Origin of the sequence: Hafnia alvei, assembly GCF_900095695.1 — a bacterium.
Lineage (GTDB): Bacteria > Pseudomonadota > Gammaproteobacteria > Enterobacterales > Enterobacteriaceae > Hafnia > Hafnia alvei_B.
In genome coordinates this window covers 140,971-164,529 of record NZ_FMIQ01000057.1, presented here as the reverse complement: position 1 = coordinate 164,529, position 23,559 = coordinate 140,971, and the positions used below count along the sequence as shown (strand labels likewise).

21 protein-coding genes are annotated in these 23,559 nt (G+C 50.7%); 6 read left to right on the top strand and 15 right to left on the bottom strand.

What is annotated here, in order from left to right; translation table 11 throughout:
* Positions 1–176: 176 nt before the first annotated feature.
* Entirely contained in the window at positions 177–1,361 is a 1,185-nt protein-coding gene (tsgA, locus tag BN1044_RS15330; RefSeq protein ID WP_025799261.1) for an MFS transporter TsgA, read from the top strand.
* Between the two features lie 69 nt (positions 1,362–1,430).
* Here the strand turns inward: tsgA and codA are convergent, their stop codons facing one another.
* Together codA and codB are read right to left on the bottom strand one after the other, a co-directional pair.
* Positions 1,431–2,714 (bottom strand): cytosine/isoguanine deaminase, encoded by a 1,284-nt coding sequence (codA, locus tag BN1044_RS15325; RefSeq protein WP_072309436.1) that lies wholly within the window; start codon positions 2,712–2,714, stop codon positions 1,431–1,433.
* Positions 2,704–3,975, bottom strand: coding sequence for a cytosine permease (codB, locus tag BN1044_RS15320; protein WP_072309435.1), 1,272 nt, complete (start codon positions 3,973–3,975; stop codon positions 2,704–2,706). Before codB ends, codA begins: the two co-directional genes overlap by 11 nt.
* A gap of 384 nt (positions 3,976–4,359) precedes the next feature.
* Between codB and nirB the strand changes: the two genes are divergently transcribed.
* The 4 genes from nirB to cysG all read left to right on the top strand — a co-directional run bounded on the left by nirB (position 4,360) and on the right by cysG (position 9,916).
* On the top strand, positions 4,360–6,912 hold the full coding sequence (gene nirB / locus BN1044_RS15315) for a nitrite reductase large subunit NirB (protein ID WP_072309486.1): 2,553 nt from the start codon (positions 4,360–4,362) through the stop codon (positions 6,910–6,912).
* On the top strand, positions 6,909–7,241 hold the full coding sequence (nirD, locus tag BN1044_RS15310) for a nitrite reductase small subunit NirD (protein WP_072309434.1): 333 nt from the start codon (positions 6,909–6,911) through the stop codon (positions 7,239–7,241). Before nirB ends, nirD begins: the two co-directional genes overlap by 4 nt.
* Positions 7,242–7,656: 415 nt before the next feature.
* Positions 7,657–8,460, top strand: coding sequence for a nitrite transporter NirC (gene nirC, locus BN1044_RS15305; protein ID WP_072309433.1), 804 nt, complete (start codon positions 7,657–7,659; stop codon positions 8,458–8,460).
* A 73-nt stretch (positions 8,461–8,533) separates the two neighbouring features.
* Positions 8,534–9,916 (top strand): siroheme synthase CysG, encoded by a 1,383-nt coding sequence (gene cysG, locus BN1044_RS15300; RefSeq protein ID WP_072309485.1) that lies wholly within the window; start codon positions 8,534–8,536, stop codon positions 9,914–9,916.
* Positions 9,917–10,012: 96 nt separating this feature from the next.
* Here cysG and trpS read toward each other — a convergent pair whose 3' ends face one another.
* From trpS to pilM, 12 genes are all read right to left on the bottom strand, one after another.
* Positions 10,013–11,017 carry a tryptophan--tRNA ligase gene (gene trpS / locus BN1044_RS15295; protein WP_072309432.1) on the bottom strand — a complete coding sequence of 335 codons (1,005 nt, stop codon included), beginning with the start codon at positions 11,015–11,017 and terminating at the stop codon, positions 10,013–10,015.
* 19 nt (positions 11,018–11,036) lie between these two features.
* Entirely contained in the window at positions 11,037–11,753 is a 717-nt protein-coding gene (locus BN1044_RS15290; protein ID WP_072309431.1) for a phosphoglycolate phosphatase, read from the bottom strand.
* Positions 11,746–12,423, bottom strand: coding sequence for a ribulose-phosphate 3-epimerase (gene rpe / locus BN1044_RS15285; RefSeq protein WP_072309430.1), 678 nt, complete (start codon positions 12,421–12,423; stop codon positions 11,746–11,748). Before rpe ends, BN1044_RS15290 begins: the two co-directional genes overlap by 8 nt.
* 39 nt (positions 12,424–12,462) lie before the next feature.
* The gene (gene dam, locus BN1044_RS15280) at positions 12,463–13,275 is read right to left on the bottom strand and encodes an adenine-specific DNA-methyltransferase (RefSeq protein ID WP_072309429.1); all 813 of its coding nucleotides are present in this window, start codon (positions 13,273–13,275) and stop codon (positions 12,463–12,465) included.
* A gap of 148 nt (positions 13,276–13,423) precedes the next feature.
* The gene (locus tag BN1044_RS15275) at positions 13,424–14,533 is read right to left on the bottom strand and encodes an SPOR domain-containing protein (RefSeq protein ID WP_072309428.1); all 1,110 of its coding nucleotides are present in this window, start codon (positions 14,531–14,533) and stop codon (positions 13,424–13,426) included.
* An 84-nt stretch (positions 14,534–14,617) separates the two neighbouring features.
* On the bottom strand, positions 14,618–15,703 hold the full coding sequence (gene aroB, locus BN1044_RS15270; protein ID WP_072309427.1) for a 3-dehydroquinate synthase: 1,086 nt from the start codon (positions 15,701–15,703) through the stop codon (positions 14,618–14,620).
* Between the two features lie 165 nt (positions 15,704–15,868).
* Entirely contained in the window at positions 15,869–16,387 is a 519-nt protein-coding gene (aroK, locus tag BN1044_RS15265; protein WP_046459763.1) for a shikimate kinase AroK, read from the bottom strand.
* A gap of 322 nt (positions 16,388–16,709) precedes the next feature.
* The gene (hofQ, locus tag BN1044_RS15260; RefSeq protein ID WP_072309426.1) at positions 16,710–18,017 is read right to left on the bottom strand and encodes a DNA uptake porin HofQ; all 1,308 of its coding nucleotides are present in this window, start codon (positions 18,015–18,017) and stop codon (positions 16,710–16,712) included.
* On the bottom strand, positions 18,014–18,367 hold the full coding sequence (locus BN1044_RS15255) for a hypothetical protein (RefSeq protein ID WP_072309425.1): 354 nt from the start codon (positions 18,365–18,367) through the stop codon (positions 18,014–18,016). The genes hofQ and BN1044_RS15255 overlap by 4 nt, the downstream gene beginning before the upstream one ends.
* A complete protein-coding gene (locus BN1044_RS15250; RefSeq protein WP_072309424.1) occupies positions 18,364–18,873 on the bottom strand; it encodes a hypothetical protein in 510 nt (169 codons plus the stop codon). The genes BN1044_RS15255 and BN1044_RS15250 overlap by 4 nt, the downstream gene beginning before the upstream one ends.
* Positions 18,866–19,396, bottom strand: coding sequence for a PilN domain-containing protein (locus tag BN1044_RS15245; RefSeq protein ID WP_072309423.1), 531 nt, complete (start codon positions 19,394–19,396; stop codon positions 18,866–18,868). The genes BN1044_RS15250 and BN1044_RS15245 overlap by 8 nt, the downstream gene beginning before the upstream one ends.
* Positions 19,384–20,226, bottom strand: coding sequence for a pilus assembly protein PilM (gene pilM, locus BN1044_RS15240; protein WP_072309422.1), 843 nt, complete (start codon positions 20,224–20,226; stop codon positions 19,384–19,386). Before pilM ends, BN1044_RS15245 begins: the two co-directional genes overlap by 13 nt.
* Before the next feature lie 120 nt (positions 20,227–20,346).
* On the opposite strand from pilM, the gene mrcA reads away from it, so the two are divergent.
* Entirely contained in the window at positions 20,347–22,917 is a 2,571-nt protein-coding gene (mrcA, locus tag BN1044_RS15235; RefSeq protein WP_072309421.1) for a peptidoglycan glycosyltransferase/peptidoglycan DD-transpeptidase MrcA, read from the top strand.
* Positions 22,918–22,982: 65 nt separating this feature from the next.
* Here mrcA and nudE read toward each other — a convergent pair whose 3' ends face one another.
* Complete coding sequence (nudE, locus tag BN1044_RS15230; protein WP_072309420.1) at positions 22,983–23,549, bottom strand: ADP compounds hydrolase NudE; 567 nt, start codon at positions 23,547–23,549, stop codon at positions 22,983–22,985.
* Positions 23,550–23,559: the final 10 nt, after the last annotated feature.

Below are 23,559 nucleotides of genomic sequence, written 5' to 3'. Positions count from 1 at the left end.
ACTCAGATCGCTTTTGTAAGAAACTCATTCATATCGTTACAGCAAAAAATCGACATATATCACAAAAATCACCTACAACTATGCTAGGATTCGCCGCCTTGTGGGATCGATTATTCTTAGTTTGATCCTTCGTAAATACTTTCCTATTTCTCAATACTACTGACACGGGCCTTGCTATGACCAACAGCAACCGCATTCGCCTAACATGGATCAGTTTCTTCTCCTATGCACTTACCGGTGCATTGGTGATCGTCACCGGGATGGTGATGGGCAATATCGCAGAATACTTTAATCTGCCGATTTCCAGCATGAGTAACACTTTCACGTTTCTTAATGCCGGTATTTTGGTCTCTATTTTCCTTAACGCATGGTTAATGGAAATTATCCCTCTTAAACGCCAGCTGATTTTCGGCTTTGTGCTGATGATCTTAGCCGTTGCGGGCCTGATGGTCGGCCACAGCTTGGTGATGTTCTCCCTATGCATGTTTGTACTGGGCGTGGTGAGCGGGATTACCATGTCTATCGGTACCTTCCTCATCACCCATATCTATGAAGGTCGCCAGCGCGGTTCACGCCTGCTGTTCACCGACTCCTTCTTTAGTATGGCAGGGATGGTGTTCCCCATCGTTGCCGCTACGCTGCTGGCTAATCACGTTACGTGGTACTGGGTTTACGCCTGCATCGGTGTGCTGTATCTGGCCATTTTCGTCCTGACGCTAATGTCTGACTTCCCTATTTTGGGTCAGAAAAAAGACGACCAGAGCGAGCCTGTGGTAAAAGAGAAATGGGGTATCGGCGTTCTATTCCTGTCGATTGCCGCGCTGTGCTACATCCTCGGCCAGCTGGGCTTTATCCAGTGGGTGCCAGAATACGCCAGCAAACATTTCAATATGAGCATCGAAGAAGCTGGCGCGTTAGTCAGTAACTTCTGGACTGCTTATATGGTTGGGATGTGGATCTTCAGCTTCATTCTGCGTTTCTTCGATCTGCAACGCATCGTGACCGTTCTGGCTGCGCTCTCTACCGTGATGATGTACCTGTTCGTCACCACCGAGCAGGTTGGCATGCTGAGCCTGTACATTCTGGGTCTGGGCTTTGTCAGCAGCGCAATTTACACCACGCTGATTACGCTAGGCTCGCTGCAAACCAAAGTGTCTTCACCAAAGCTGGTGAACTTCATTCTAACCTGCGGCACCATCGGTACGATGTTGACCTTCATTGTGACTGGCCCAATCGTGGCGAAAAGCGGTGCTCACGCAGCGCTGGCAACCGCCAATGGCTTGTACCTTGTGGTCTTCGTGATGTGTTTACTGTTGGGCTTCGTGACGCGTCACCGCCTGCACGGTCACAGCACTAAATAATTCAGGTTCTTCCTGATAAAAAAAACCGGCCTATAACAGGGCCGGTTTTTTATTGCCGCAATAACGCGATTAACGTTTAAAGTCGACGGTTTCAGACTGCCCTAAATGCAGCGTGGTTTTCGCTGGCTGGGTGCAGGCAATCACGGCGCCGTGACGAACGGAATAGCGAACAGGAACCTGACGACGGACGGCGTCAAAACCACTGTCTGCCGGTAATACGATCAGATTCGCACTGTTCCCCGCCGCAATACCATAATCCGTTAGATTCAACGTTTTCGCACTGTGGTGGGTAATCAAATTCACACCATCGTCAATTTGACCATAGCCCATCAGCTGGCAGACATGCAGCCCCATATGCAACACCTGCAGCATATTTGCCGTACCCAGCGGATACCATGGATCAAACACGTCATCATGGCCGAAGCAAACGTTAATGCCAGATTCCAGCATCTCTTTCACGCGGGTAATACCACGGCGCTTTGGATAGGTATCGAAGCGCCCTTGCAGATGAATATTAACCAGTGGGTTCGCCACAAAGTTAATCCCAGACATCTTCAGCAAGCGGAATAAGCGCGAAGTGTATGCGCCGTTATAGGAGTGCATCGCCGTTGTATGACTCGCGGTTACGCGGGCGCCCATGCCTTCTCGATGTGCCAGCGCGGCAACCGTTTCGACAAAACGCGATTGTTCGTCATCAATCTCATCGCAGTGAACGTCGATCAGACGGTCATATTTTTGCGCCAACGCAAACGTCTTATGCAGAGACTCCACGCCGTATTCGCGGGTAAATTCAAAGTGTGGAATAGCACCCACCACGTCCGCACCCAGACGCATTGCCTCTTCCAACAGCGCCTCACCGTTGGGATAAGACATAATCCCTTCCTGTGGGAAAGCAACGATTTGCAGATCAACCCACGGAGCCACTTCCTGTTTTACTTCTAACATCGCTTTTAGCGCCGTTAGCGTGGCGTCAGAAACATCCACGTGAGTACGTACATGCTGAATACCGTTGGCAATTTGCCATTTCAGGGTTTGCCATGCGCGCTGTTTCACGTCGTCATGGGTCAATAACGCTTTGCGCTCGGCCCAACGTTCAATACCTTCAAACAGGGTTCCAGACTGGTTCCAGCTTGGCTGCCCCGCCGTTTGGGTGGTATCGAGATGAATATGTGGCTCAACAAAAGGCGGTAACACTAAGCCCTGTTCAGCATCCAAACATTTCGCTGACGCAGGCATCACGCCAGATTGCGCTTCAATTGACGTTATTTTTCCGTCTTGAAGACCGATCTGCCAGAGCCCTTCTTTCCCCGCCAAGCGAGCGTTAATCACCGCCTGTAATGTGTTATTCGGCACCGTTTGCCTCCGCATTTGTTATTGTTGATACTGCTGTCATTGCAGTTTTACGATTTAGAATTGGATTAAGCACCAGATAGCTTAGCGCCCCGCCCAGCACCGCATTCACCGGAACCACACCCGGTAGCCAATGGCCAGCAGCAATCCCCAGCGCGACGGCCAGAATAGCCACCCAGTTTACGTTCATCATACGCGCGGTAGCAAAGTGCTCATAGCGGCGACGGTTCATCAGATAGTCAGCGATGATCACTCCGCCAACAGGTGGAATAGCCGCAGACAAGAACGTCAGCCAGCCAACAAAATTGTTATACAGCCACAGCGCGCAAATAGTGCCGATGATACCGTTAATGATCGACAGCGTTTTACTCGACATACCGGTAATGTTGGCAAAACCCAACCCCGAGGCGTAAAGCGCATTGTCGTTGGTGGTCCAGATATTTAGCCCCAGCACCACAATTGCGGGTAGCAACAGACCTTGAGCAATCATGACGTCAGAGATATCCGCCATGCCCAATGCTGCCGCACCGGCCGCGCCGAAAATAAACATCAATGAGTTCCCAAGGAAAAACGCCACCATCGAAATCAGCACCGCCATTTTGGCATTACGCCCAAAGCGTACAAAGTCAGCGGTTAGCGTTCCTGCGCTGACAAAAGAACCCACCACCAGCGCCAAAGCAACGTTAAAATCTAACGGCTCAGCCGGAACCACAGACCTCAGCGCGTCTAATCCGCCCATGCCATGCACGGCGAGCCATACTGAGTAGCCCCCTAAGCAAGCAATGGCGGGAACCGCAATCACCGAAAGCACCGTCAACGCTGAAATGCCAAAGAACACCGTCACCGTCATCAGCAAGCCGGAGATCGCGATCAGCCAATTAATATCCAGCCCGGTGGCTTTTCCTACTGGAATGGCAAACATTGCCACGCCAACGCCAAACCACCCTACCTGCGTTCCGCCCAGCAGCAGTGATGGCAGCCAAGAGCCTTTAACACCAAAAGAGAATCGCGCAAGAAGATGTGTGGTGAGGCCCGTTTTAGCGCCGATGTAACCGAGAATAGAAGTGTAAATACCGAGAAGAAGATTACCGAGGAGTACTGCGAGGAAGAAATCATGATAACTAAGACCGGTTCCGAGAGCGCCTCCGGTCCACATACTGGCGGAAAAGAAGGTTAATCCCAGCATGACGAACGTCAATGCTAATGCCCCTTTCCGCGCCGACTGCGGTACAGGCCCCTGACTATAGTTGTTATCTTGCGACACGACATTCCTCCTTTCGCTGTTTTCAGGCCAAAAAATCCGCCGCATTCTATTCCTCTGCCGAAAAAAAGCAATCGTTTTCGTATGGGTAATAAGAATTTTATATGTTTCCTATGATTGAGCCGCTCCGCTTTCAAGATTGCTTAAAAATAAAACAAAATAGCATTTCACTTTTCATGGCACTGCGTGAGCACTTTTATTATCAAACTGACACGGTTCAGCTTAAGTTGCTAAAAATCCGCAACTTAACAAAATCTCAATAAAATCAGACAACTACCACCTTAGAGGTATATGAGGGTCAAATTGATTTACATCAATAAATACAAACTACGGAGGATTATGGTAGGCGTAGAATTCTTTTCATTTGCAGCAAATTTTGAGGCAAAAATGAGCAAAATTAAACTCGCCATTATCGGTAACGGGATGGTCGGTCACCGCTTCATCGAAGAACTATTAGAGAAGGCTGAGCCGAATCAATTTGAGATTACCGTTTTCTGTGAAGAGCCTCGTGTCGCTTACGACCGAGTTCATCTTTCTTCCTACTTCTCACATCACACCGCCGAAGAGCTGTCGCTCGTTCGAGAAGGCTTCTACCAAAAGCATAACGTCACCGTGCTGGTTGGTGAACGCGCCATAACGATCAATCGCAGTGAGAAAATCATCTATTCCAACTCTGGCCGTACTATTCAGTACGACAAGCTGATTATGGCAACCGGATCATATCCGTGGATCCCGCCAATTAAAGGCAGCGAAGGCCAGGATTGCTTTGTTTATCGTACTATCGAAGATCTTAACGCCATTGAGTCCTGTGCACGCCGTAGCAAGCGTGGTGCCGTGGTCGGCGGCGGCCTCCTCGGCCTAGAAGCCGCCGGTGCGCTGAAAAATCTGGGCGTTGAAACTCACGTTATCGAATTTGCACCTGTATTAATGGCTGAGCAGCTCGACCCGATGGGCGGCCAACAACTGCGTGAAAAAATTGAGCGTATGGGCGTGCGCGTTCATACCAGCAAAAATACCCAAGAAATTATTCATTCCGGTAGTGAAGCACGTAAAACCATGCGCTTTGCCGACGGTACCGAGCTTGAAATCGACTTCATCGTTTTCTCAACCGGTATCCGCCCGCAGGATAAGCTGGCGCATCAATGTGGATTAGCCACCGCTCGCCGCGGCGGGATCGTAATTAACGATCAGTGCCAAACCTCCGATCCTGACGTGTACGCTATTGGCGAATGCGCATCATGGAACGACCGCACTTTCGGCTTGGTCGCTCCAGGCTACAAGATGGCTCAGGTCACCGTTGACCATCTGCTCGGCAACGAAAACGGCTTTCACGGCGCAGATATGAGCGCCAAGTTGAAACTGTTGGGCGTGGACGTCGGCGGTATCGGTGATGCACACGGCCGCACCGAAGGCGCTCGCAGCTACGTTTATCTTGATGAAAGCCAAGAAATCTACAAACGCATTATCGTCAGCGCTGACAACAAACGTCTGCTCGGCGCGGTGTTGGTGGGCGATACCAGCGACTATGGCAATCTGCTTCAGCTCACGCTCAACGATATTGAACTGCCAGAACACCCAGACAGCCTGATCCTGCCTGCGCACGCGGGCAAAGGTAAACCGGCTATCGGCGTGGAATCATTGCCAGAAACGGCGCAAATCTGCTCCTGCTTTGACGTCAGCAAAGGCGACATTATCAAAGCGGTAAACGCGGGATGCCATACCGTTGCGGCGATTAAATCGGCAACGAAAGCGGGTACCGGCTGCGGTGGCTGTATTCCGCTCGTGACTCAGGTGCTCAACGCCGAGTTAGCGAAACAAGGTATTGAAGTCAATAACCACCTATGCGAACACTTTGCCTATTCACGCCAAGAGCTGTATCACCTCATCCGCGTCGAAGAGATTAAATCCTTCAACCAGCTGCTGGAAAAATACGGCAAAGGCTACGGCTGTGAAGTGTGTAAACCAACTGTCGGTTCTCTGCTGGCTTCATGCTGGAACGACTACATTCTGCAACCGGAGCTCACTCCGTTGCAGGATACTAATGACAACTTCCTTGCGAATATTCAGAAAGACGGCACCTACTCGGTGATCCCGCGTTCTGCTGGCGGTGAAATCACCCCAGAAGGCCTGTTGGCTATCGGCCAGATCGCACGCGAATACAATCTGTATACCAAAATCACCGGCTCACAGCGTATCGGTATGTTTGGCGCGCAGAAAGACGATTTACCTGCTATCTGGAGCAAGTTGATTGAAGCTGGCTTTGAAACCGGTCATGCCTATGCCAAAGCACTGCGCATGGCAAAAACCTGCGTCGGCAGCACCTGGTGTCGTTACGGCGTAGGCGACAGCGTTGGCTTCGGCGTGGAATTGGAAAACCGCTACAAAGGCATTCGTACACCGCACAAAATGAAATTCGGTGTCTCCGGCTGTACGCGTGAATGTTCAGAAGCACAGGGCAAAGACGTCGGTATTATCGCCACCGAAAATGGCTGGAACCTCTACGTATGTGGTAACGGCGGGATGAAACCACGCCATGGTGATTTGTTGGCTGCCGATCTCGATCGCGAAACGCTAATTAAATACCTCGATCGTTTCATGATGTTCTATATCCGTACCGGCGATAAATTGCAGCGTACGTCTGTTTGGTTAGAGAGCTTGGAAGGCGGCATCGACTATCTGCGTTCCGTCATCATCAACGATAAACTCGGGATGAACGCCTTGCTGGAGCAAGAAATTGCCCGCCTGCGCGAAAAAGTGATCTGCGAGTGGACTGAAACCGTAAACACCCCTAAGGCGCAGGTACGCTTCGCTCACTTCATCAACAGCGATCAACGCGACCCTAACGTTCAGATCGTGTCTGAACGCGCTCAGCACCGTCCTGCACGCCCAGACGAGCGTATTCCTGTCACCCTGATCGCAACCGAGGAGGCTAACGCATGAGCCAGTGGATTAATGTTTGCCCGTTAAACGATATTCTGCCCGGCACCGGCGTGTGCGCTTTGGTGGGGACTCATCAGGTGGCGGTGTTCCGCCCTTACCAAGATGAGCAGGTTTTTGCCATCTCCAATATCGATCCCTTTGCCGGTTCAAGCGTGCTCTCTCGCGGCCTGATTGCAGAACATCAGGGCGAACTGTGGGTTGCTAGCCCACTGAAAAAGCAGCACTTCCGCTTGGTAGATGGACTTTGCCTCGAAGACGAAGCCCATTCCGTACCGCATTTTGCAACCCGTCTGGTTGATGGGTTTGTGCAGGTACAGGCGGTAGATTAAAAACGCTAGCAGGACGGACATTATATATTCGGGCAGTGTAGGTTTCGTACGCCTAAAGCACTGAAATCTACATGTGCACTGAGCAGGCGTCCGAGCAAGGCGGCCAATCGCCGCCGCCTTGCATCTGGGCTTGGCACCCTCCTTCAGCCTGCTGCGCAGGTACCCGAATATCGTCATTCAGGCTTTAACGGAACGAACGGCAATCGCCATCCTGGCTCCTCCGTTCTTTCGCCGACGTCCTGTCGGCGAATCCTAGCCTGAATTCCTCCCTTCGGCTGAAGGACAACGTGCCGGAAAAGGTCGAAATCTTACACAGCAATGAAATATCGCGAAGAGAACGAAATATTAAGCCGCCCAGATTTTAGTTTTACCCAAAAATTTTTACTTTTAATCTTTAACAAACATGGAAGCCAGTATGTTTACCGACACCATCAATAAATGCGCAGCCAATGCGGCACGCATTGTTCGCCTGAACAAAGATAACCCGTTTGGATTTTGGATTAGCTCTGCGATGGCGGGGGCTTATGTTGGCCTCGGCATCATCCTGATCTTCACGCTCGGCAATATGGTTGAACCTGCACTGCGTCCTTTGCTCATGGGCGCAACGTTTGGCATCGCCTTAACGCTGGTGATCATTGCTGGTTCTGAGCTGTTTACCGGCCACACCATGTTCCTCACGCTGGGTGTTAAAGCAGGCACCATTAGCGGAGGTCAGTGGTTAGCCATTCTGCCGCAAACGTGGCTGGGCAATCTGATCGGTTCAATCTTCGTTGCCGTTTTATATTATTACGGCGGCGGAAATTTACTGCCTGTCGATAGCAGCTTAGTGCACACCGCCGCGTTGGCGAAAACTACTGCGCCTGCTGCCGTGCTGTTCTTCAAAGGCGCGCTGTGTAACTGGCTGGTCTGTTTAGCGATTTGGATGGCGCTGCGCACTGAAGGTGCAGGCAAATTCTTGGCCATTTGGTGGTGCTTGCTCGCATTTATCGCCTCCGGTTACGAGCACTCGGTTGCCAACATGACCCTTTTTGCCCTATCTTGGCTCGGCAACCACGGCGAATCCTTTACCCTGAGCGGTATCGGCCATAATCTGCTGTGGGTAACTCTGGGTAATACATTATCCGGTGCGGTCTTTATGGGCCTTGGCTACTGGTATGCAACGCCGCGCGCGCAGCGTCCGGTCACGGAAGCCGCGGCACAACAAAATCAGACTGCTTAATGATTTTATGGCGCATCGCTCAGGCGGTGCGCTATTTTTTGCCGAAGCAAATTTCCGTAGTGAGGATTGTTGGATGGACTATTTACCGATTTTTTGTCAACTGCAGCAAAAAGCCTGCCTGCTGGTCGGCGGTGGCGAAGTCGCTGAACGCAAAGCACGACTGCTGATGGATGCAGGGGCAGATATTATGGTTAACGCCAAAGAGTTCACCCCACAATTTGATCTATGGGCTCAAGATGGCAAGCTAAAACAGGCACATGGCGAATTTTCTCCCGCACTGCTGGAAGGCGTTTGGCTGGTTATTGCTGCAACCGATGATGAGAATGTTAACGATCTCGTCTATCAGCAAGCCAGTGCGCGTCAGATCTTCTGCAACGTGGTCGATGCGCCTAAACGTGCCAGTTTCATCATGCCTTCTATCATCGACCGCTCCCCGCTGATGGTGGCAGTTTCTTCTGGCGGTAAATCGCCGGTGCTTGCTCGCCTGCTGCGTGAAAAGCTTGAAGCTATTTTACCTCAGCATTTAGGCCAACTAGCCCGCCTTGCCGGTGACCTACGCCAGCAAGTGAAAGACAAGTTCTCAACGATTACGCTACGCAGGCGTTTTTGGGAACGCCTATTCGCCCACGATCGTCTCGCTCAGTCTTTAGCAAACCAAGACGCCGAAATGGTTGATAAGCATCTCACCGATCTGTTCGAGCAGCCATTGGAACAGCGCGGCGAAGTGGTTCTGGTCGGTGCGGGGCCGGGTGATGCGGGCCTATTGACACTGAAAGGCTTGCAGCAGATCCAACAGGCTGACGTCGTGGTTTATGACCGTCTGGTTTCTGACGACATAATGAATTTAGTCCGCCGTGACGCTGAACGCATTTTCGTGGGCAAGCGCGCAGGCTTCCATTGCGTGCCTCAGGATGAAATCAACCAAATCCTGCTGCGCAATGCCCGCAATGGCAAACGCGTGGTGCGATTAAAAGGTGGCGATCCCTTTATTTTTGGTCGCGGAGGCGAAGAGCTGGAAGTTTTAGCTGATGACAGCATTGCTTTCTCCGTCGTCCCTGGGATTACCGCAGCCTCCGGCTGTTCAGCCTACAGCGGCATTCCACTCACCCACCGTGATTACGCTCAAAGCGTACGCTTGGTCACGGGTCATGCCAAAAAAGATACCTCGCTCGATTGGGCAAATTTAGCGGCAGAAAAGCAAACCTTAGTATTTTATATGGGATTGAACCAAGCGACTGAAATACAGACACAGTTAATCAAGCACGGGATGAGTGAATCCATGCCTGTTGCCTTGGTGGAAAACGGCACGTCGGTGCAGCAAAAAGTGGTCACCGGAGAACTTGCTGCTTTGGGTGAACTGGCACAACAGGTCGAAAGCCCGAGCCTGATTATCGTTGGTGCCGTCGTTTCACTACGTGACAAACTGAATTGGTTCAGTGGGATAGCTAAACAGTAAATTCCAAACAGCTCTAGAGAGCTTATGGACTGATAAGAAACAAAAAAACCCGCTATCGATAAGCGGGTTTATTCATTATAGCTTAGCGGTCAAAAATTACGGCTGAGCGACAAAGCCAATGGCATCATAGACTTTTTTCACCGTTTCCTGCGCACGCGCACGCGCTTTCTGAGCACCATCACGCATAACCTGCTGCAAGAAAGCCTCATCATTACGGAAGCGGTTATAACGCTCCTGCAGTTCAGTCAGCATTCCAGAAACCGCGTCGGCAACGGCACCTTTTAAATGGCCATACATCTTGCCTTCAAACTCTTGTTCCAGTTCCGGAATAGTTTTGCCCGTTACGCCAGACAAAATATCCAGCAGGTTGGAAACACCGGCCTTATTCACAACATCATAACGCACCACCGCTGGCTCGTCAGAGTCGGTTACCGCACGTTTAATCTTCTTAATAACAGACTTAGGATCTTCCAATAAACCGATAACGTTATTGCGGTTATCATCAGATTTGGACATCTTTTTGGTCGGCTCAAGCAAAGACATCACGCGAGCACCAGACTTAGGAATAAACGGCTCTGGTACTTTAAAGATATCACCATAGAGCGCATTGAAACGTGCTGCCACATCACGGCTGAGTTCCAGATGCTGTTTCTGATCTTCCCCCACCGGTACCTGAGTGGTTTGATACAGCAAGATATCCGCCGCCATCAGCACAGGGTAATCAAACAAGCCCGCATTGATATTTTCAGCATAACGCGCTGATTTATCTTTGAACTGCGTCATACGGCTCAGCTCACCGAAATAGGTGTAACAGTTAAGCACCCAGCCAAGCTGAGCATGTTCAGGAACATGAGACTGAACAAAGATAGTGCTTTTCTCGGGATCAATACCGCAGGCCAGATACAGCGCCAGCGTATCCAAGGTCGCCTTACGCAGCTGCTGAGCATCCTGACGCACGGTAATCGCGTGCTGATCAACGATGCAATAAATACAGTCGTATTCATCTTGCATCTGCACCCACTGGCGCAAAGCACCCATGTAGTTACCAATGGTCAGTTCACCAGATGGCTGTGCGCCACTGAAAACGATGGGCTTACTCATGTCACAGTTCCTATACGTCTTAGCTTAAAGGGGGCAGCCCGATCAGGGGCAACAAGTCAGAAAATTGGTTTAATACACAGCTTGGTTCGCTACGTTCGATGGGTTCACCGTAGTTATAACCATAGGTCATCCCCACAGAAGGACACCCAGCGGCATGCGCGGCCTGAATATCGTTACGAGAATCGCCAACAAACAACAATTCACTCGCCAATACGCCAGCTTTAGCCAGTACTAAGTATAACGGAGCGGGATGGGGCTTTTTCTGCACCACGTCGTCACCACCCACGATATGAGTAAAATAACCATCGATGCCGAGGGAAACCAATAATGGTCGAACAAACGGCGTAGGTTTATTGGTAATCAGCGCGAGTAAATAGCCATGATGGGACAACGAAGCGAGCGTTTGCGCCACTTTAGGGTAAAGCTGACTGCCCGTTTCAACCGTGCTGGCATAATAAAAATCAAATGCTGCGCGGGTTCGCTGGCACAATGCATCGGTCGGCTCTTTATCCGCCCAGACTAAGGCACGGTTCACCAGCATATCTGCGCCATTTCCGATCCAGTTCTTTACACGCTCCAAGCCAGGAATAGGCAGCCCTAATTCCTTCATGGCTTTGTCCATCGCAGCCGCTAGGCCCGTAGCACTATCCACCAGCGTGCCATCCAAATCGAAGGCAATTGCCTGAATGCCTTCAAAACGTTTGGATATGAACTGGGTAGAGCCGGAGCTACTCATTACACGCCTTGGCGATTTCGCCACGCATCTGAGTGATAATCTTTTCGTAGTCTGGGTGACCAAAGATTGCAGAGCCGGCAACAAACATATCTGCACCAGCGGCAGCAATAGCCCCAATGTTATCGACCTTCACGCCGCCATCAACTTCTAAACGAATATCACGGCCGCTGGCATCGATAAGCTTGCGTACCTGACGCAGTTTATCCAACGTCGCAGGGATAAACGACTGACCACCGAAGCCGGGGTTTACCGACATCAGCAAGATCACATCAACTTTATCCATCACGTATTCAAGATAGCTCAGCGATGTCGCAGGATTGAACACCAGACCGGCTTTGCAGCCCAAGGATTTAATCAGCTGTAAAGAACGATCGACGTGCTCAGAGGCTTCAGGATGAAAAGTGATAATGCTGGCACCTGCCTCGGCAAAGTCAGGAATGATGCGGTCGACGGGCTTCACCATCAAGTGAACATCAATAGGCGCAGTGATTCCATAGTCGCGCAGTGCCTTACACACCATCGGGCCGATGGTTAAATTCGGGACATAATGATTATCCATTACGTCAAAATGAACAACGTCAGCGCCTGACGCCAATACTTTGGCAGTATCTTCTCCCAAACGGGCAAAGTCTGCAGACAAAATCGACGGGGCAATTAAATACTGTTTCATCCGTTTCTCCATGTGCTCGGTTCAGACACTGTGCAAATTTCAGGAATACAGCGCCAGCAATTCGTCTACTTTGTTACGTCCACCGACTTTGCTGCTAATCGTTCGACGTGCGCTTACAACAAACAGATCGGCCTGTGCGTACCAGCGGCGAGTCAGCTCGGTATCATGATTAGAGATCAGTACCGGGATCTTATGCTGTAACGATAAGTTTGATGCCACTTCAGCGAGTTTTAATTGATCTGTCATACTGAAGCTGCTGGTGTGATAAGCCGTAAAGTTCGCGGTTGCAGACAGTGGCGCATAAGGCGGATCGCAATACACCACCGTTCCATCCACCGCTTGGCTCATCGACTGAGTGTAATGCTCGCAGACAAAAGTCGCTTTCTGCGCTTTCTGTGCAAACCAATACAATTCAGCCTCAGGAAAATAGGGTTTCTTGTAGCGACCAAAGGGTACATTGAACTCACCACGAGAGTTATAGCGGCATAATCCGTTATAACAATGTCGATTCAAGTACAGGAACAACACCGCTCTACGGTATGGATCGTTGCTCTGATTAAACTCAGACCGCAGGACATAAAACATCTCAGATTGATTAAACTCTCCGCTAAACATCACCTTAGCGTCACGAACGAAGTTATCAGGCTGAGTTTTAACGATGTTGTACAGATTGATCAGGTCGGCGTTAATGTCCGCTAACAGGTATTCCTCATAATCCGTATTCAAAAATACGGAACCGGCCCCAACAAAGGGCTCGATCAACCGCTTTCCGGCAGGCAAATATCGACGAATTTCGTCTACCAGTGGATACTTTCCACCAGCCCATTTTAAAAAAGCGCGGTTTTTCTTCATGCCGTCAGTAAGCTACTTTTACAATTCAAATCGGCGGATCAAACACTGTTCTAGACAGCACATCAGCGCGCATTTTATACCGTTATTATTCGCAGCTGCGATGACCAAAAGCGGCCTCGCAGCTGTAATAACTTAGGTATACCACTGTTTATTTTTTAACGTCTTTTTGTACTTGGCTCATCGGACGTACCCAAGGGTTCTTCGCCTGAACATCAGCAGGCAGCGTAGACACCGCCCGTTTTGCTTCAGCCGAGCTTGAGTAACTTCCGCTCACCAGTACATACCAAGGTTTACCGTTACGGGTAGTTTCATAAACCCAATAATGAGCCAAATTCTGTTTTTTCGCATAGGCGTTCAAGGAGTCTGAACGCGATGCACTGCTCAGCTGCAACGTATAGTGGTTAGAAGGCGCACCTTTCAGTGACGCATTGGCACCGCTCGCGGCAGAGCTGACCGCATGTGTTGCAGGTTTAGTTACCGTCGTTGCTGGCGTCTTGGTGTTTGTTGGTTTCGCAACGTTTGCCGTATGCGTAGGCGTTTTGCTAACCGTTGCTTTGCCTGACTGCGGCTTGGTTACATTATTGTTCGCCGTAGACGCAGGCTTGGTTTGGATCGGGCGAATATTTTGCGCAGTACCACTGTTGGTAATAGGCTTAGAAACAGCAGCACCCGAGCCCAACGTAGCCGGAGCCGTTGGCAATGTTGAAGCGTTAGCCCCTCCATCAACGCCCTGTACCGCAGAGTCAACCTGCCCTTGCTGTTGAGTCAATGCATCAGACATATTGTTGCCAGCCAGATCAATACGCTGTTGCCCTTGCTCACCTTGAATAGGTGCTGCCTGAGTTGGCGTATTGGAAATCGGCGGAACAGACACGTCTTGCGGCTGCGCGGCTGGCACGTTCCCAGCGTCAGCGGAATGATCAATCATACCGGAGTTGTTCACACCGCTACCATCGTGGGCATCAGTGGTATTACTCGCCGTATTATTGGATAAGGAAGAAGATCCCGACAGGCTGATATCTTTGGTTCCACCGCTGTTAGCCTGCTGACCTGCCTCACCTTTCGAGGGTGATTTCAACGCGGAACCAATGCCGATGATCAACACCAGCAGCACTAAAATACCGATCCCCATCATCATATGCTGACGAGATACCGCTAGTTTCGGCGCTGAAGGACGAGCCTTGCGTGCGCGCGTCGGGCGACGATCGCTTGCATCAGGCTTTAGATCTTCATCAGGTTTGAACTCTTCTTCTTCCATATCCACCCTCCAGTCAGAGGCAAAACCGGTGGGGCGTTTTGATTCTCACCGGTCAATTCAATATTCAATGATTCAACAACATCATCAACCGCGGCAATCCGCAATCGCAGCCAAGACAATCTCATGGGCTACGCCTGAACGTACTTCTGACTGACCAATCGCTGTTGGCAGCACCAGACGCAGTTCACCCGCCAGTACCTTCTTATCACGCATCATGTGCGGTAAATAAGATTCTGGAGTCATACTTTTTGGCCCGGTAACCGGCAGTCCCGCACGCGCAATTAACGTTCTTACACGAGCGACATCTGCCTCACTGAATTGGCCAAGGCGACGCGCCGTTTCAGCGGCCATCATCATCCCTGCTGCAACGGCTTCCCCGTGCAACCAATTACCGTAGCCCATTTCTGCTTCAATCGCATGGCCATAAGTATGGCCAAGATTCAGCAAGGCACGTACACCCTGTTCTTTCTCATCCGCAGCAACGACCTCAGCTTTTAGCTCGCAGCAGCGACGAATGCAGTACGCCATTGCTTTATTATCAAGCGCTAACAGCTCATCCAAATGCTCTTCTAGCCATACGAAGAATTCACCATCAAGAATGATGCCGTACTTGATAACCTCGGCTAAGCCTGAAGCAAGTTCGCGCGCTGGCAGCGTTTTCAAACAGTCAATATCCACCACGACAGACACAGGCTGGTAAAAAGCCCCGATCATGTTCTTACCCAGTGGATGATTAACGGCTGTTTTTCCGCCAACGGAAGAGTCGACCTGAGACAACAATGTTGTTGGCACCTGAATAAAACGAACTCCGCGCTGATAGCACGCAGCCGCAAAACCGGTTAGATCGCCAATAACACCGCCGCCCAAAGCGATAAGCGTGGTATCACGCCCGTGGGGCTTTTGCAGCAATGCAGTAAATACTTGCTCCATCACAGACAACGTTTTGTATTGTTCGCCGTCCGGCAAGATCACATGATCTACCCGAACACCGGTCTGTTCAAGCGCATGTTTGACACGTTCAAGATATATCGGCGCCAGCGTTTCATTGGTCACTAACATAACCTGATCGCCTGCCTTTAAAGGCAGAAATGAAGCAGGCTCCTCAAACAAACCAGAGGCTATCGTTATCGGGTAGCTACGCTCCCCAAGAGTGACGGTAATCCTTTCCATGGTGTGCTCAGAACCTTTTTCAGATTAAGAATTCAGTATATAACCAAATCAGCAGGGATAGCTGAAAGCCAGCAAGTGAACGAACCCCGACAAACCTACATCAGTAAGTTATTCCGGCGAACGCACACAGCCAACGTCGCGGCAACCCCAGTAACAAGGGTATTATTAGTTGCTTTCCAGCATATGAATAATCTGGTTAGCAACAACTTTAGCACTTTGATCATCCGTACGGATGGTCACATCAGCAATTTCTTCGTACAGCGGATTGCGTTCTTTTGCCAATTCTTCCAGCACTTCACGCGGTGTATCTACCTGCAACAGCGGACGTTTTTTATCACGCTGTGTACGAGCCAATTGCTTCTCGATGGTGGTTTCAAGATAAACAACCACGCCGCGAGCTGACAAGCGGTTACGGGTCTCGCGAGATTTCACGGAACCACCACCAGTTGCCAGAACAATGCCTTGTTTTTCAGTCAGTTCATTGATGACTTTTTCTTCACGATCGCGGAACCCTTCTTCACCTTCCACGTCGAATACCCAGCTAACATCAGCTCCGGTGCGTCGCTCAATTTCTTGATCGGAATCGAAGAACTCCATATTCAGTTGCTGAGCTAACTGACGACCAATAGTACTTTTGCCGGCACCCATAGGCCCAACCAGAAAGATATTGCGTTTCTCTGCCATGTTTTTCGGTACTACTAAGACAATTCGTTAATGATAACCCGCCCCGCCAATCAAATTAGCGACGGGACCTAAACTGAAACCTCATGAGCGATAGTGTGAGATCAGACGAAAAATTATCTCAACACTCTAGGTAGTTTGGCAACCGAATAAATCACAGCGCACGCCAAAGGTTACTTCACGGCGATAACGCTTTGGCCGGGGTACGGAAAAGCTCGGTGCTTAATTCGCTACCCTTGTAAGCTAAATCAAGCGCAGCGTCAAACGCGGAAACCATTCATGTGATAAAAATTTTTACCTTTTGAGCAAAAAAAGTATTGAATGCTTATTTCCTGAGTAATGCAGTGGGCATTTCCGTTTTCACCAATCTTGGCGTGATAAAAATCACCAGTTCACGCCGTTTTGCCTCTTCCATTGAGTCGCGAAACAGCGCACCAAGCAAGGGAACATCGCCCAATTTCGGCACCTGTGTTTTTCCATGCACAGTTTGCCGTTGAAAAATCCCGCCTAGGATAACAGTTTCGCCATCATTCAGGGTGACCTGTGTTTTAATCTCCTGCTTATCGATGGCCAGCGCCTCACCGTCACCCTGCTTAATACTCCTGCCCGGCATATTTTGCGTAATCTGCAGCATCAGCGTGATTTTTCCATTACGCATCACCCGAGGCGTTACCTCCATCCCCAACACCGCCTCTTTAAACTCTATCGAGGTCGATCCACTGGCGCCACTAGAAACCTCATAAGGAATTTCAGTTCCCTGTTTGATACTTGCCGTCTGTAGATTTGTCGCCATCAGATGAGGACTGGCAATAATTTCCACATTATCTTCTTTTTCTAAAGCCGAAAGCTCCAGCTCTAATAAGCGACCACCGATACGCGCAACTTGAAAACCAGCGTTAAACGCCCGCCCTTCCACCGGCAATCCCATGTTGAATTGGTTCAGCCGAAAGCCGCTTGAGTCAGACGCAGTACTATCATCAGACCCCGTGGTACCCCAGCGAATTCCCAACTCATTCAGGCTTTCACGATTGATCGTCACGATATGCGCGGTTAACTGCACCTGTGATACGGGTTGATCGAGCTCTGCAATCCAAGCCTGAGCCGCTCGGGTATTTTCGGGAAAGTCCCGCACCAAAATCGTGTTGGTGCGCGGGTCGGCACTGATACTACCTTGCGGGCTTAACAACCCGCTTTTTTGCTGCGTTAGGCTTTTGACCACGGCGTCCACATCCGCCTGCTGCAGTGCAATGGAGATGGACGTTTTCTCCTGTTCCTTCTCTTGCTGCTGTTTTTTATGCACCAACTCTTGCTGCCTATCAACGCTCTCAGCGGTCTGCACAAAGAGAATATTGCCCGTTTGTTCAATCGATAACTGATTCATACGTGCTATTGCCTGCAATGCCCGCCGCCAAGGCACGTCAACCAATTTCACTGAGGTATTGCCTTTAACCTCTTCACTCACCATTAAATTAAGGTGACGATTATCCGCTAACGCCTGCAGCACGTTAACCAAAGGCGCGTCAAAGAAGGCAAGGGTTATCGGTGCACTATCTCGCGGCGGCGTTGCAAGCGTCGAAAAAGCACTAAGCCAGAGCAAACAACCACAGCAAAATTCCTTTTTGAGCATTTTCATTCCATGAGTTCCTTTTCAGTTTTTATCGTCGGACAACTAAACGGATAAACAGCTGGCTTTTCGAACACCGAGAACGCCTTGGTTTTCGATATATCTTCCATATCGCTACGCGGCGAGAACAGCGGTACAGCAACAATCGCGTTTCCATTCATTGACGCCACCCACACTCGCCAACAGCGGCCATCGCCAATCACGCCCAAAACCCGCCCCGAATCTGGCCCAACGGATACTGATTGCGATATCAAAGGATGAAAAGGATCTCTTTCCGCCTGAGAGGTAGTGATCGACATAACGCCTAGGCATACAAAAAAAGGAACTTGCCAGCTAGGGCAAAAGGATTCGGTTTTCATATTCCATCCCCCTCGAGCAAGATCTGTCCTGCGATCGTTTCAGATTTCGACTCCAGTTCTAGCAGTGTGATTAGCCGAGCACAGCCAGCCAATTCACTCAGTAACTGCACGAGCTGAGGAAAGCTTAGCGAGCCTTTCACTCTCCAGCTCGCCGCCTTTTCGCCATTAACTCGCGAGCCTTTCTGCCAAGCCATGTGTTGAGCAAAACGTTCACCAACGGGCAAATCAGTGCACTGCGCCGCCAACGGCTTCATCGATATGACGCTAATTGAAAGCTGCAGGAGGAAAGCTTTCTGGTTTAAGACACGAGTACTCAATCGTTCCCACGCGGCTTGCGCATCTTGCTGACGCTGCCAAGAAGGTGATTCAGTCCGCTGAGCCAACGCGAGCGCGCCAAACCCACCTAGCGCACTGCAAAATAGAAAGATGGCGCAGATAAACGCATAAAAACGGCGCGAGCTTAACTCACATAGCCAGCCAATCACGTGCTCAACAGCGCTATTCATGCTGACCACCTTCGAGCAAAAACTTTTGCAAATCTGGCTCAGCAACGCTCATTTTCATGAGTTGCAACTTGGGTAAATCACCGCTTTGATTCAGGTGTTGTGTAAAGGTAGATATTGCGGCTGGCGCTGATGTCATCCCTTCAACTTCTAAGCGACTTGAGTGCCATGAAAGGCGTGTCAGCCACACTGGTGCCGGAATATGCCGTTGTAGCGCTAAAATAAAGGTAAGGACCTGCCGATTACTTTCACGGTTGCCCTCGTATTGTTGGTTCTGGCGCAGCTGATTTTTGGCCTGCTGTACCCACGCAGCTAGTTGCACCTGCTGGTGCTGTAGCTGCTGGCTCTGTCGTTGCGATACGGCTGTTACAGCCTCCCAACGTTGAATTCGACGCTGCGTCTGATAGACGGAGTAACTGGCTATCAATATCAGCAGAATCACCACGGCAGCCAAACACAGCATACAAAGCCGCAGTCGCTGAGTGCGTAAAGTCGAAAACCAAGGACAAAGGTTTATCTGCTCCATGAGGTTCTCTCCTCACACAGCGCCAGCCCGACGGCCAAAGCAAACAACTCCGGCTGCGAAGGCAAAGGCGGTTGTAGGTAGGTCAGCGCACGAAATGGCGACCATCCTGAGGCGTTGTCAGCACCACAGGATAGTATCTCTGCGCCGCCGATCCCTTGGAGCGCGGCGTTCGAAACGGCTCGCTCGATAAGTTCAGGCATCGACTCATGGCTCTGGCGCGCGATAAACCCAAACGCCAGCGGCTGAGAAAAGGGCGCAGCCCACGTCAGCACATGCTCTCCAACATGGAGTAATAATGCGGTTGGCGACTGCCCGCTAAGGGCTGCCGCTCGGCGTAGCGCGCAAGGGGTGATATCCGCGACGCTCGGCGTCAGACCGGCAGCCTTCAACGGCATTTGCCAATCCTGCATATCTTGCTGGCGCACAGCGGTCATCAGCCATGCTTTCGGTTGGGAGGGCAAACGAGTGTAGTCGCAAACAAACTCCGAGCGAGGCAGCATAAGGCTTCGCTCTGCGGCTAAATCGAGAATGTTGCGCTGTAAATTAACAGGCAAATTCATCTCTGGCGTCGAAATACTTTGCTGCATAATAATTTCCGGCGATAGACCGATACGCACCGAAGTTTTGCTAGGAAGCTGGCGACATAGGTCAGAAAGTCGATTATTCAGCCATTCTGATTGGCATAATCGTCCACTTTCGACCACATTTATGTGTGATGAAAACTGCCACCAACGCCTGAGCTGCCAGCCTTTGCGTTGATAACTTACCGCCACGGCGCAAAATGTCCGAGGCTGAATATCTATCCCTAACTGCCAAGTCCGTGCGAACATATGCAGCGATCTCCGTATCGTCAATGAAAGAAAAGAACGTATCCTCCGTGCTGGGTTGCCTTTATACTACTGCGCGTTTGTTTATAAACTGCCCAATTGACAAGTGATGGGAAATTCTAGGTGAAGTTCGTAAAGTATCTAATCATTCTTGCAGTCTGTTGCATTCTGCTGGGAGCGGCCGCAGTATTTGGTCTGTACAAATACGTTGAGCCACAGCTGCCCGATGTCGCGACGCTCAAAGACGTCCGTCTGCAAACACCGATGCAAGTCTATAGCGCCGATGGGTATCTCATCGCGCAATACGGTGAAAAGCGCCGTGTACCTCTGCCGCTGAAACAAGTTCCGCCGCAGATGGTGAATGCCTTTATTGCGACTGAGGACAGTCGCTTCTTCGAACATCACGGTGTTGACCCGGTGGGGATTTTCCGCGCCGCTTCTGTGGCGTTATTCACAGGTCATGCCTCGCAAGGTGCGAGTACCATCACCCAACAGCTGGCGAGAAACTTCTTCCTGAGTCCAGAGCGTACGCTGATGCGTAAGATCAAAGAGGCCTTCCTTGCGATCCGCATTGAGCAGTTGCTGACTAAAGATGAAATTCTCGATCTGTATCTCAATAAAATTTATCTGGGTTATCGTGCCTACGGCGTTGGCGCAGCGGCACAGGTCTATTTTGGCAAAACCGTCGATCAGCTAACGCTGAGCGAAATTGCCATGATCGCTGGTCTGCCAAAAGCACCGTCAACGTTTAACCCGCTGTATTCTCACGATCGCGCCCTCGCCCGCCGTAACGTGGTGCTGAGCCGTATGCTGGATGAGAAATACATCACCCGCGCTGAATATGACCAAGCACGTAGCGAACCGTTAGAAGCGCGCTACCACGGGCCAGAAATCGACTTCTCTGCACCTTATCTATCTGAAATGGTGCGTCAGGAGATGCTGAAACAGTACGGTGAAAATGCCTATACCGATGGCTATAAGGTTTACACCACCGTCACCAAGCGCCTGCAGTTAGCCGCTCAAAGCGCATTGCGTAACAACGTTATCGCCTATGACATGCGCCACGGCTACCGTGGGCCGTCTAATGTGCTGTGGAAAGTAGGTCAGCCAACATGGTCGCGTGAGCAAATCATCAATTCGCTAAAAACATTGCCAACCTATGGGCCGTTGCTGCCTGCGGTTGTCACTGAATCCAGCGCAGATGAAGCCACCGTCATGCTAGCCAACGGCGATAATGTCACGCTGCCAATGGCGACAGTTCGCTGGGCGCGTCCGTTCAAAACCGATCGCGTCCAAGGCCCTACGCCGCGTCGCGTCAACGATGTGATTCAGCCGGGCCAACAAATTTGGGTTCGTCAGGATGAAGATCAGAAATGGTGGTTGGCTCAGGTTCCAGATGTGAACTCGGCGCTGGTTTCCCTTAACCCGCAAGACGGTGCAGTTAAAGCACTGGTGGGTGGTTTTGACTTCAACCAAAGTAAATTTAACCGCGTCACTCAGGCTCTGCGCCAAGCAGGCTCTAACATCAAGCCATTCTTGTATACGGCGGCGATGGACAAAGGCTTAACGCTGGCATCGATTCTGAACGATTTACCGATTTCTCGCTGGGATGCGGGTGCTGGCACCGATTGGCGTCCTAAGAACTCGCCGCCAACGTATGCAGGCCCAATTCGCCTGCGTCAGGGCTTAGGTGAATCGAAGAACGTGGTGATGGTGCGTGCGATGCGTGCAATGGGAGTAGATTACGCGGCGGAATATCTACAGCGCTTCGGCTTCCCTGCGCAAAATATCGTGCATACCGAATCCTTAGCGTTAGGCTCTGCGTCGTTTACCCCAATGCAGCTGGTTCGCGGCTATGCGGTATTTGCTAACGGCGGTTATTTGATTGACCCTTACTTCATCACCAAAATTATCGACGGTGAAGATAAAGTGGTCTTCGAAGCTAAACCGAAGGTTGTTTGCGAAAGCTGTAATCTGCCCGTGATCTACGGACAAACGCCAAAATCCGTTGCGCTTACCGATGATAGCGTCGAAAACGTCGCGATTTCTCAGGATAGCAACGCCAACGCGGCAGTACCGATGCCTCAGCTTGAGCAAGTCACTCCGGCACAGATGAATCAGGATTCGGATCAACAATATGCACCGCATGTGATCAACACGCCGTTGGCGTTCCTGATGCATGACGCGCTCAACAGTAACATCTGGGGTGAACCCGGTGGCGGCTGGATGGGTACCGGCTGGCGTGCAGGGCGTGATCTAAAACGTCATGATATCGGCGGTAAAACCGGTACGACCAACAGCTCAAAAGATGCTTGGTTCTCTGGCTATGGTCCCGATATCGTGACCAGCGTGTGGATTGGCTTTGACGATCATCGCCGCGATTTAGGTCGCAGTACCGCTTCTGGTGCCATTAAAGATCAAATCTCCGGCGGCGAAGGCGGTGCGAAAAGCGCCCAGCCAGCGTGGGATGACTTTATGAAGGCCGCATTAGAAGGTGTTCCTGAGCAGAAAATGGCTCCACCACCGGGTATTGTTAGCGTCACTATCGACAAATACACCGGCAAACTCTCAGGCGGAGGGGCTGGCAGCAAGTCTGAATACTTCATAGATGGCACTCAGCCAACGGAGTATTCGGTGCATGAAGCGGGAACCACGGTGACCGACAGCGGTGGCGAAAGCCACGAACTGTTCTAGAGCAGAACCACTGAAATGACAAAGGGGCCAATTGGCCCCTTTTTTATATTTAGCGTTTGCGTTAATCAGCCAACGTTAACGGCTCGCGCAGCCAAAAGTTCGCGCACTAAGAACAACGCGCTTACGCTGCGAGCTTCGCGGAAGTCAGGATCGTCAAGCAGCTCCATCATGCGCGCTATCGGCCAGCGCACAACCGGCATCTGTTCTGGCTCATCCCCTTCCAAACGCTCAGGGAAAAGGTCTTCGGCCAAAACAATATTCATCCGACTAGAAAAATAGGAAGGCGCCATCGTCAGCTTATGCAAAAAAGTGAACTGCTCGGCACCAAAACCCGCCTCTTCCATTAACTCTCGGTTTGCCGCCTGAAAAATTTCTTCTCCAGGATCAATCAGCCCTTTAGGAAAACCAAGCTCATAGCTCTCAATCCCTACAGCATATTCACGTATCAGCAGCAGATCGTCGCCGAGAATAGGCACAATCATCACGGCTTCACGCTCAGAGGGACGCATACGCTCATACACGCGGCGCACACCATTGCTAAACTCTAAGTCCACCGACTCCACATTAAACAGGCGTGAGCGTGCAATGGTTTCCACGCTGAGAATTTTTGGCTTTTGTGGGAGTTTTTCCATGATGGCCCCG

Coding starts and splice junctions, on each gene's coding strand:
- tsgA (WP_025799261.1), top strand. CDS start 177: ATGACCAACAGCAACCGCATTCGCCTAACATGGATCAGTTTCTTCTCC.
- nirB (WP_072309486.1), top strand. CDS start 4,360: ATGAGCAAAATTAAACTCGCCATTATCGGTAACGGGATGGTCGGTCAC.
- nirD (WP_072309434.1), top strand. CDS start 6,909: ATGAGCCAGTGGATTAATGTTTGCCCGTTAAACGATATTCTGCCCGGC.
- nirC (WP_072309433.1), top strand. CDS start 7,657: ATGTTTACCGACACCATCAATAAATGCGCAGCCAATGCGGCACGCATT.
- cysG (WP_072309485.1), top strand. CDS start 8,534: ATGGACTATTTACCGATTTTTTGTCAACTGCAGCAAAAAGCCTGCCTG.
- trpS (WP_072309432.1), bottom strand. CDS start 11,017: ATGAGTAAGCCCATCGTTTTCAGTGGCGCACAGCCATCTGGTGAACTG.
- BN1044_RS15290 (WP_072309431.1), bottom strand. CDS start 11,753: ATGAGTAGCTCCGGCTCTACCCAGTTCATATCCAAACGTTTTGAAGGC.
- rpe (WP_072309430.1), bottom strand. CDS start 12,423: ATGAAACAGTATTTAATTGCCCCGTCGATTTTGTCTGCAGACTTTGCC.
- dam (WP_072309429.1), bottom strand. CDS start 13,275: ATGAAGAAAAACCGCGCTTTTTTAAAATGGGCTGGTGGAAAGTATCCA.
- BN1044_RS15275 (WP_072309428.1), bottom strand. CDS start 14,533: ATGGAAGAAGAAGAGTTCAAACCTGATGAAGATCTAAAGCCTGATGCA.
- aroB (WP_072309427.1), bottom strand. CDS start 15,703: ATGGAAAGGATTACCGTCACTCTTGGGGAGCGTAGCTACCCGATAACG.
- aroK (WP_046459763.1), bottom strand. CDS start 16,387: ATGGCAGAGAAACGCAATATCTTTCTGGTTGGGCCTATGGGTGCCGGC.
- hofQ (WP_072309426.1), bottom strand. CDS start 18,017: ATGAAAATGCTCAAAAAGGAATTTTGCTGTGGTTGTTTGCTCTGGCTT.
- BN1044_RS15255 (WP_072309425.1), bottom strand. CDS start 18,367: ATGAAAACCGAATCCTTTTGCCCTAGCTGGCAAGTTCCTTTTTTTGTA.
- BN1044_RS15250 (WP_072309424.1), bottom strand. CDS start 18,873: ATGAATAGCGCTGTTGAGCACGTGATTGGCTGGCTATGTGAGTTAAGC.
- BN1044_RS15245 (WP_072309423.1), bottom strand. CDS start 19,396: ATGGAGCAGATAAACCTTTGTCCTTGGTTTTCGACTTTACGCACTCAG.
- pilM (WP_072309422.1), bottom strand. CDS start 20,226: ATGTTCGCACGGACTTGGCAGTTAGGGATAGATATTCAGCCTCGGACA.
- nudE (WP_072309420.1), bottom strand. CDS start 23,549: ATGGAAAAACTCCCACAAAAGCCAAAAATTCTCAGCGTGGAAACCATT.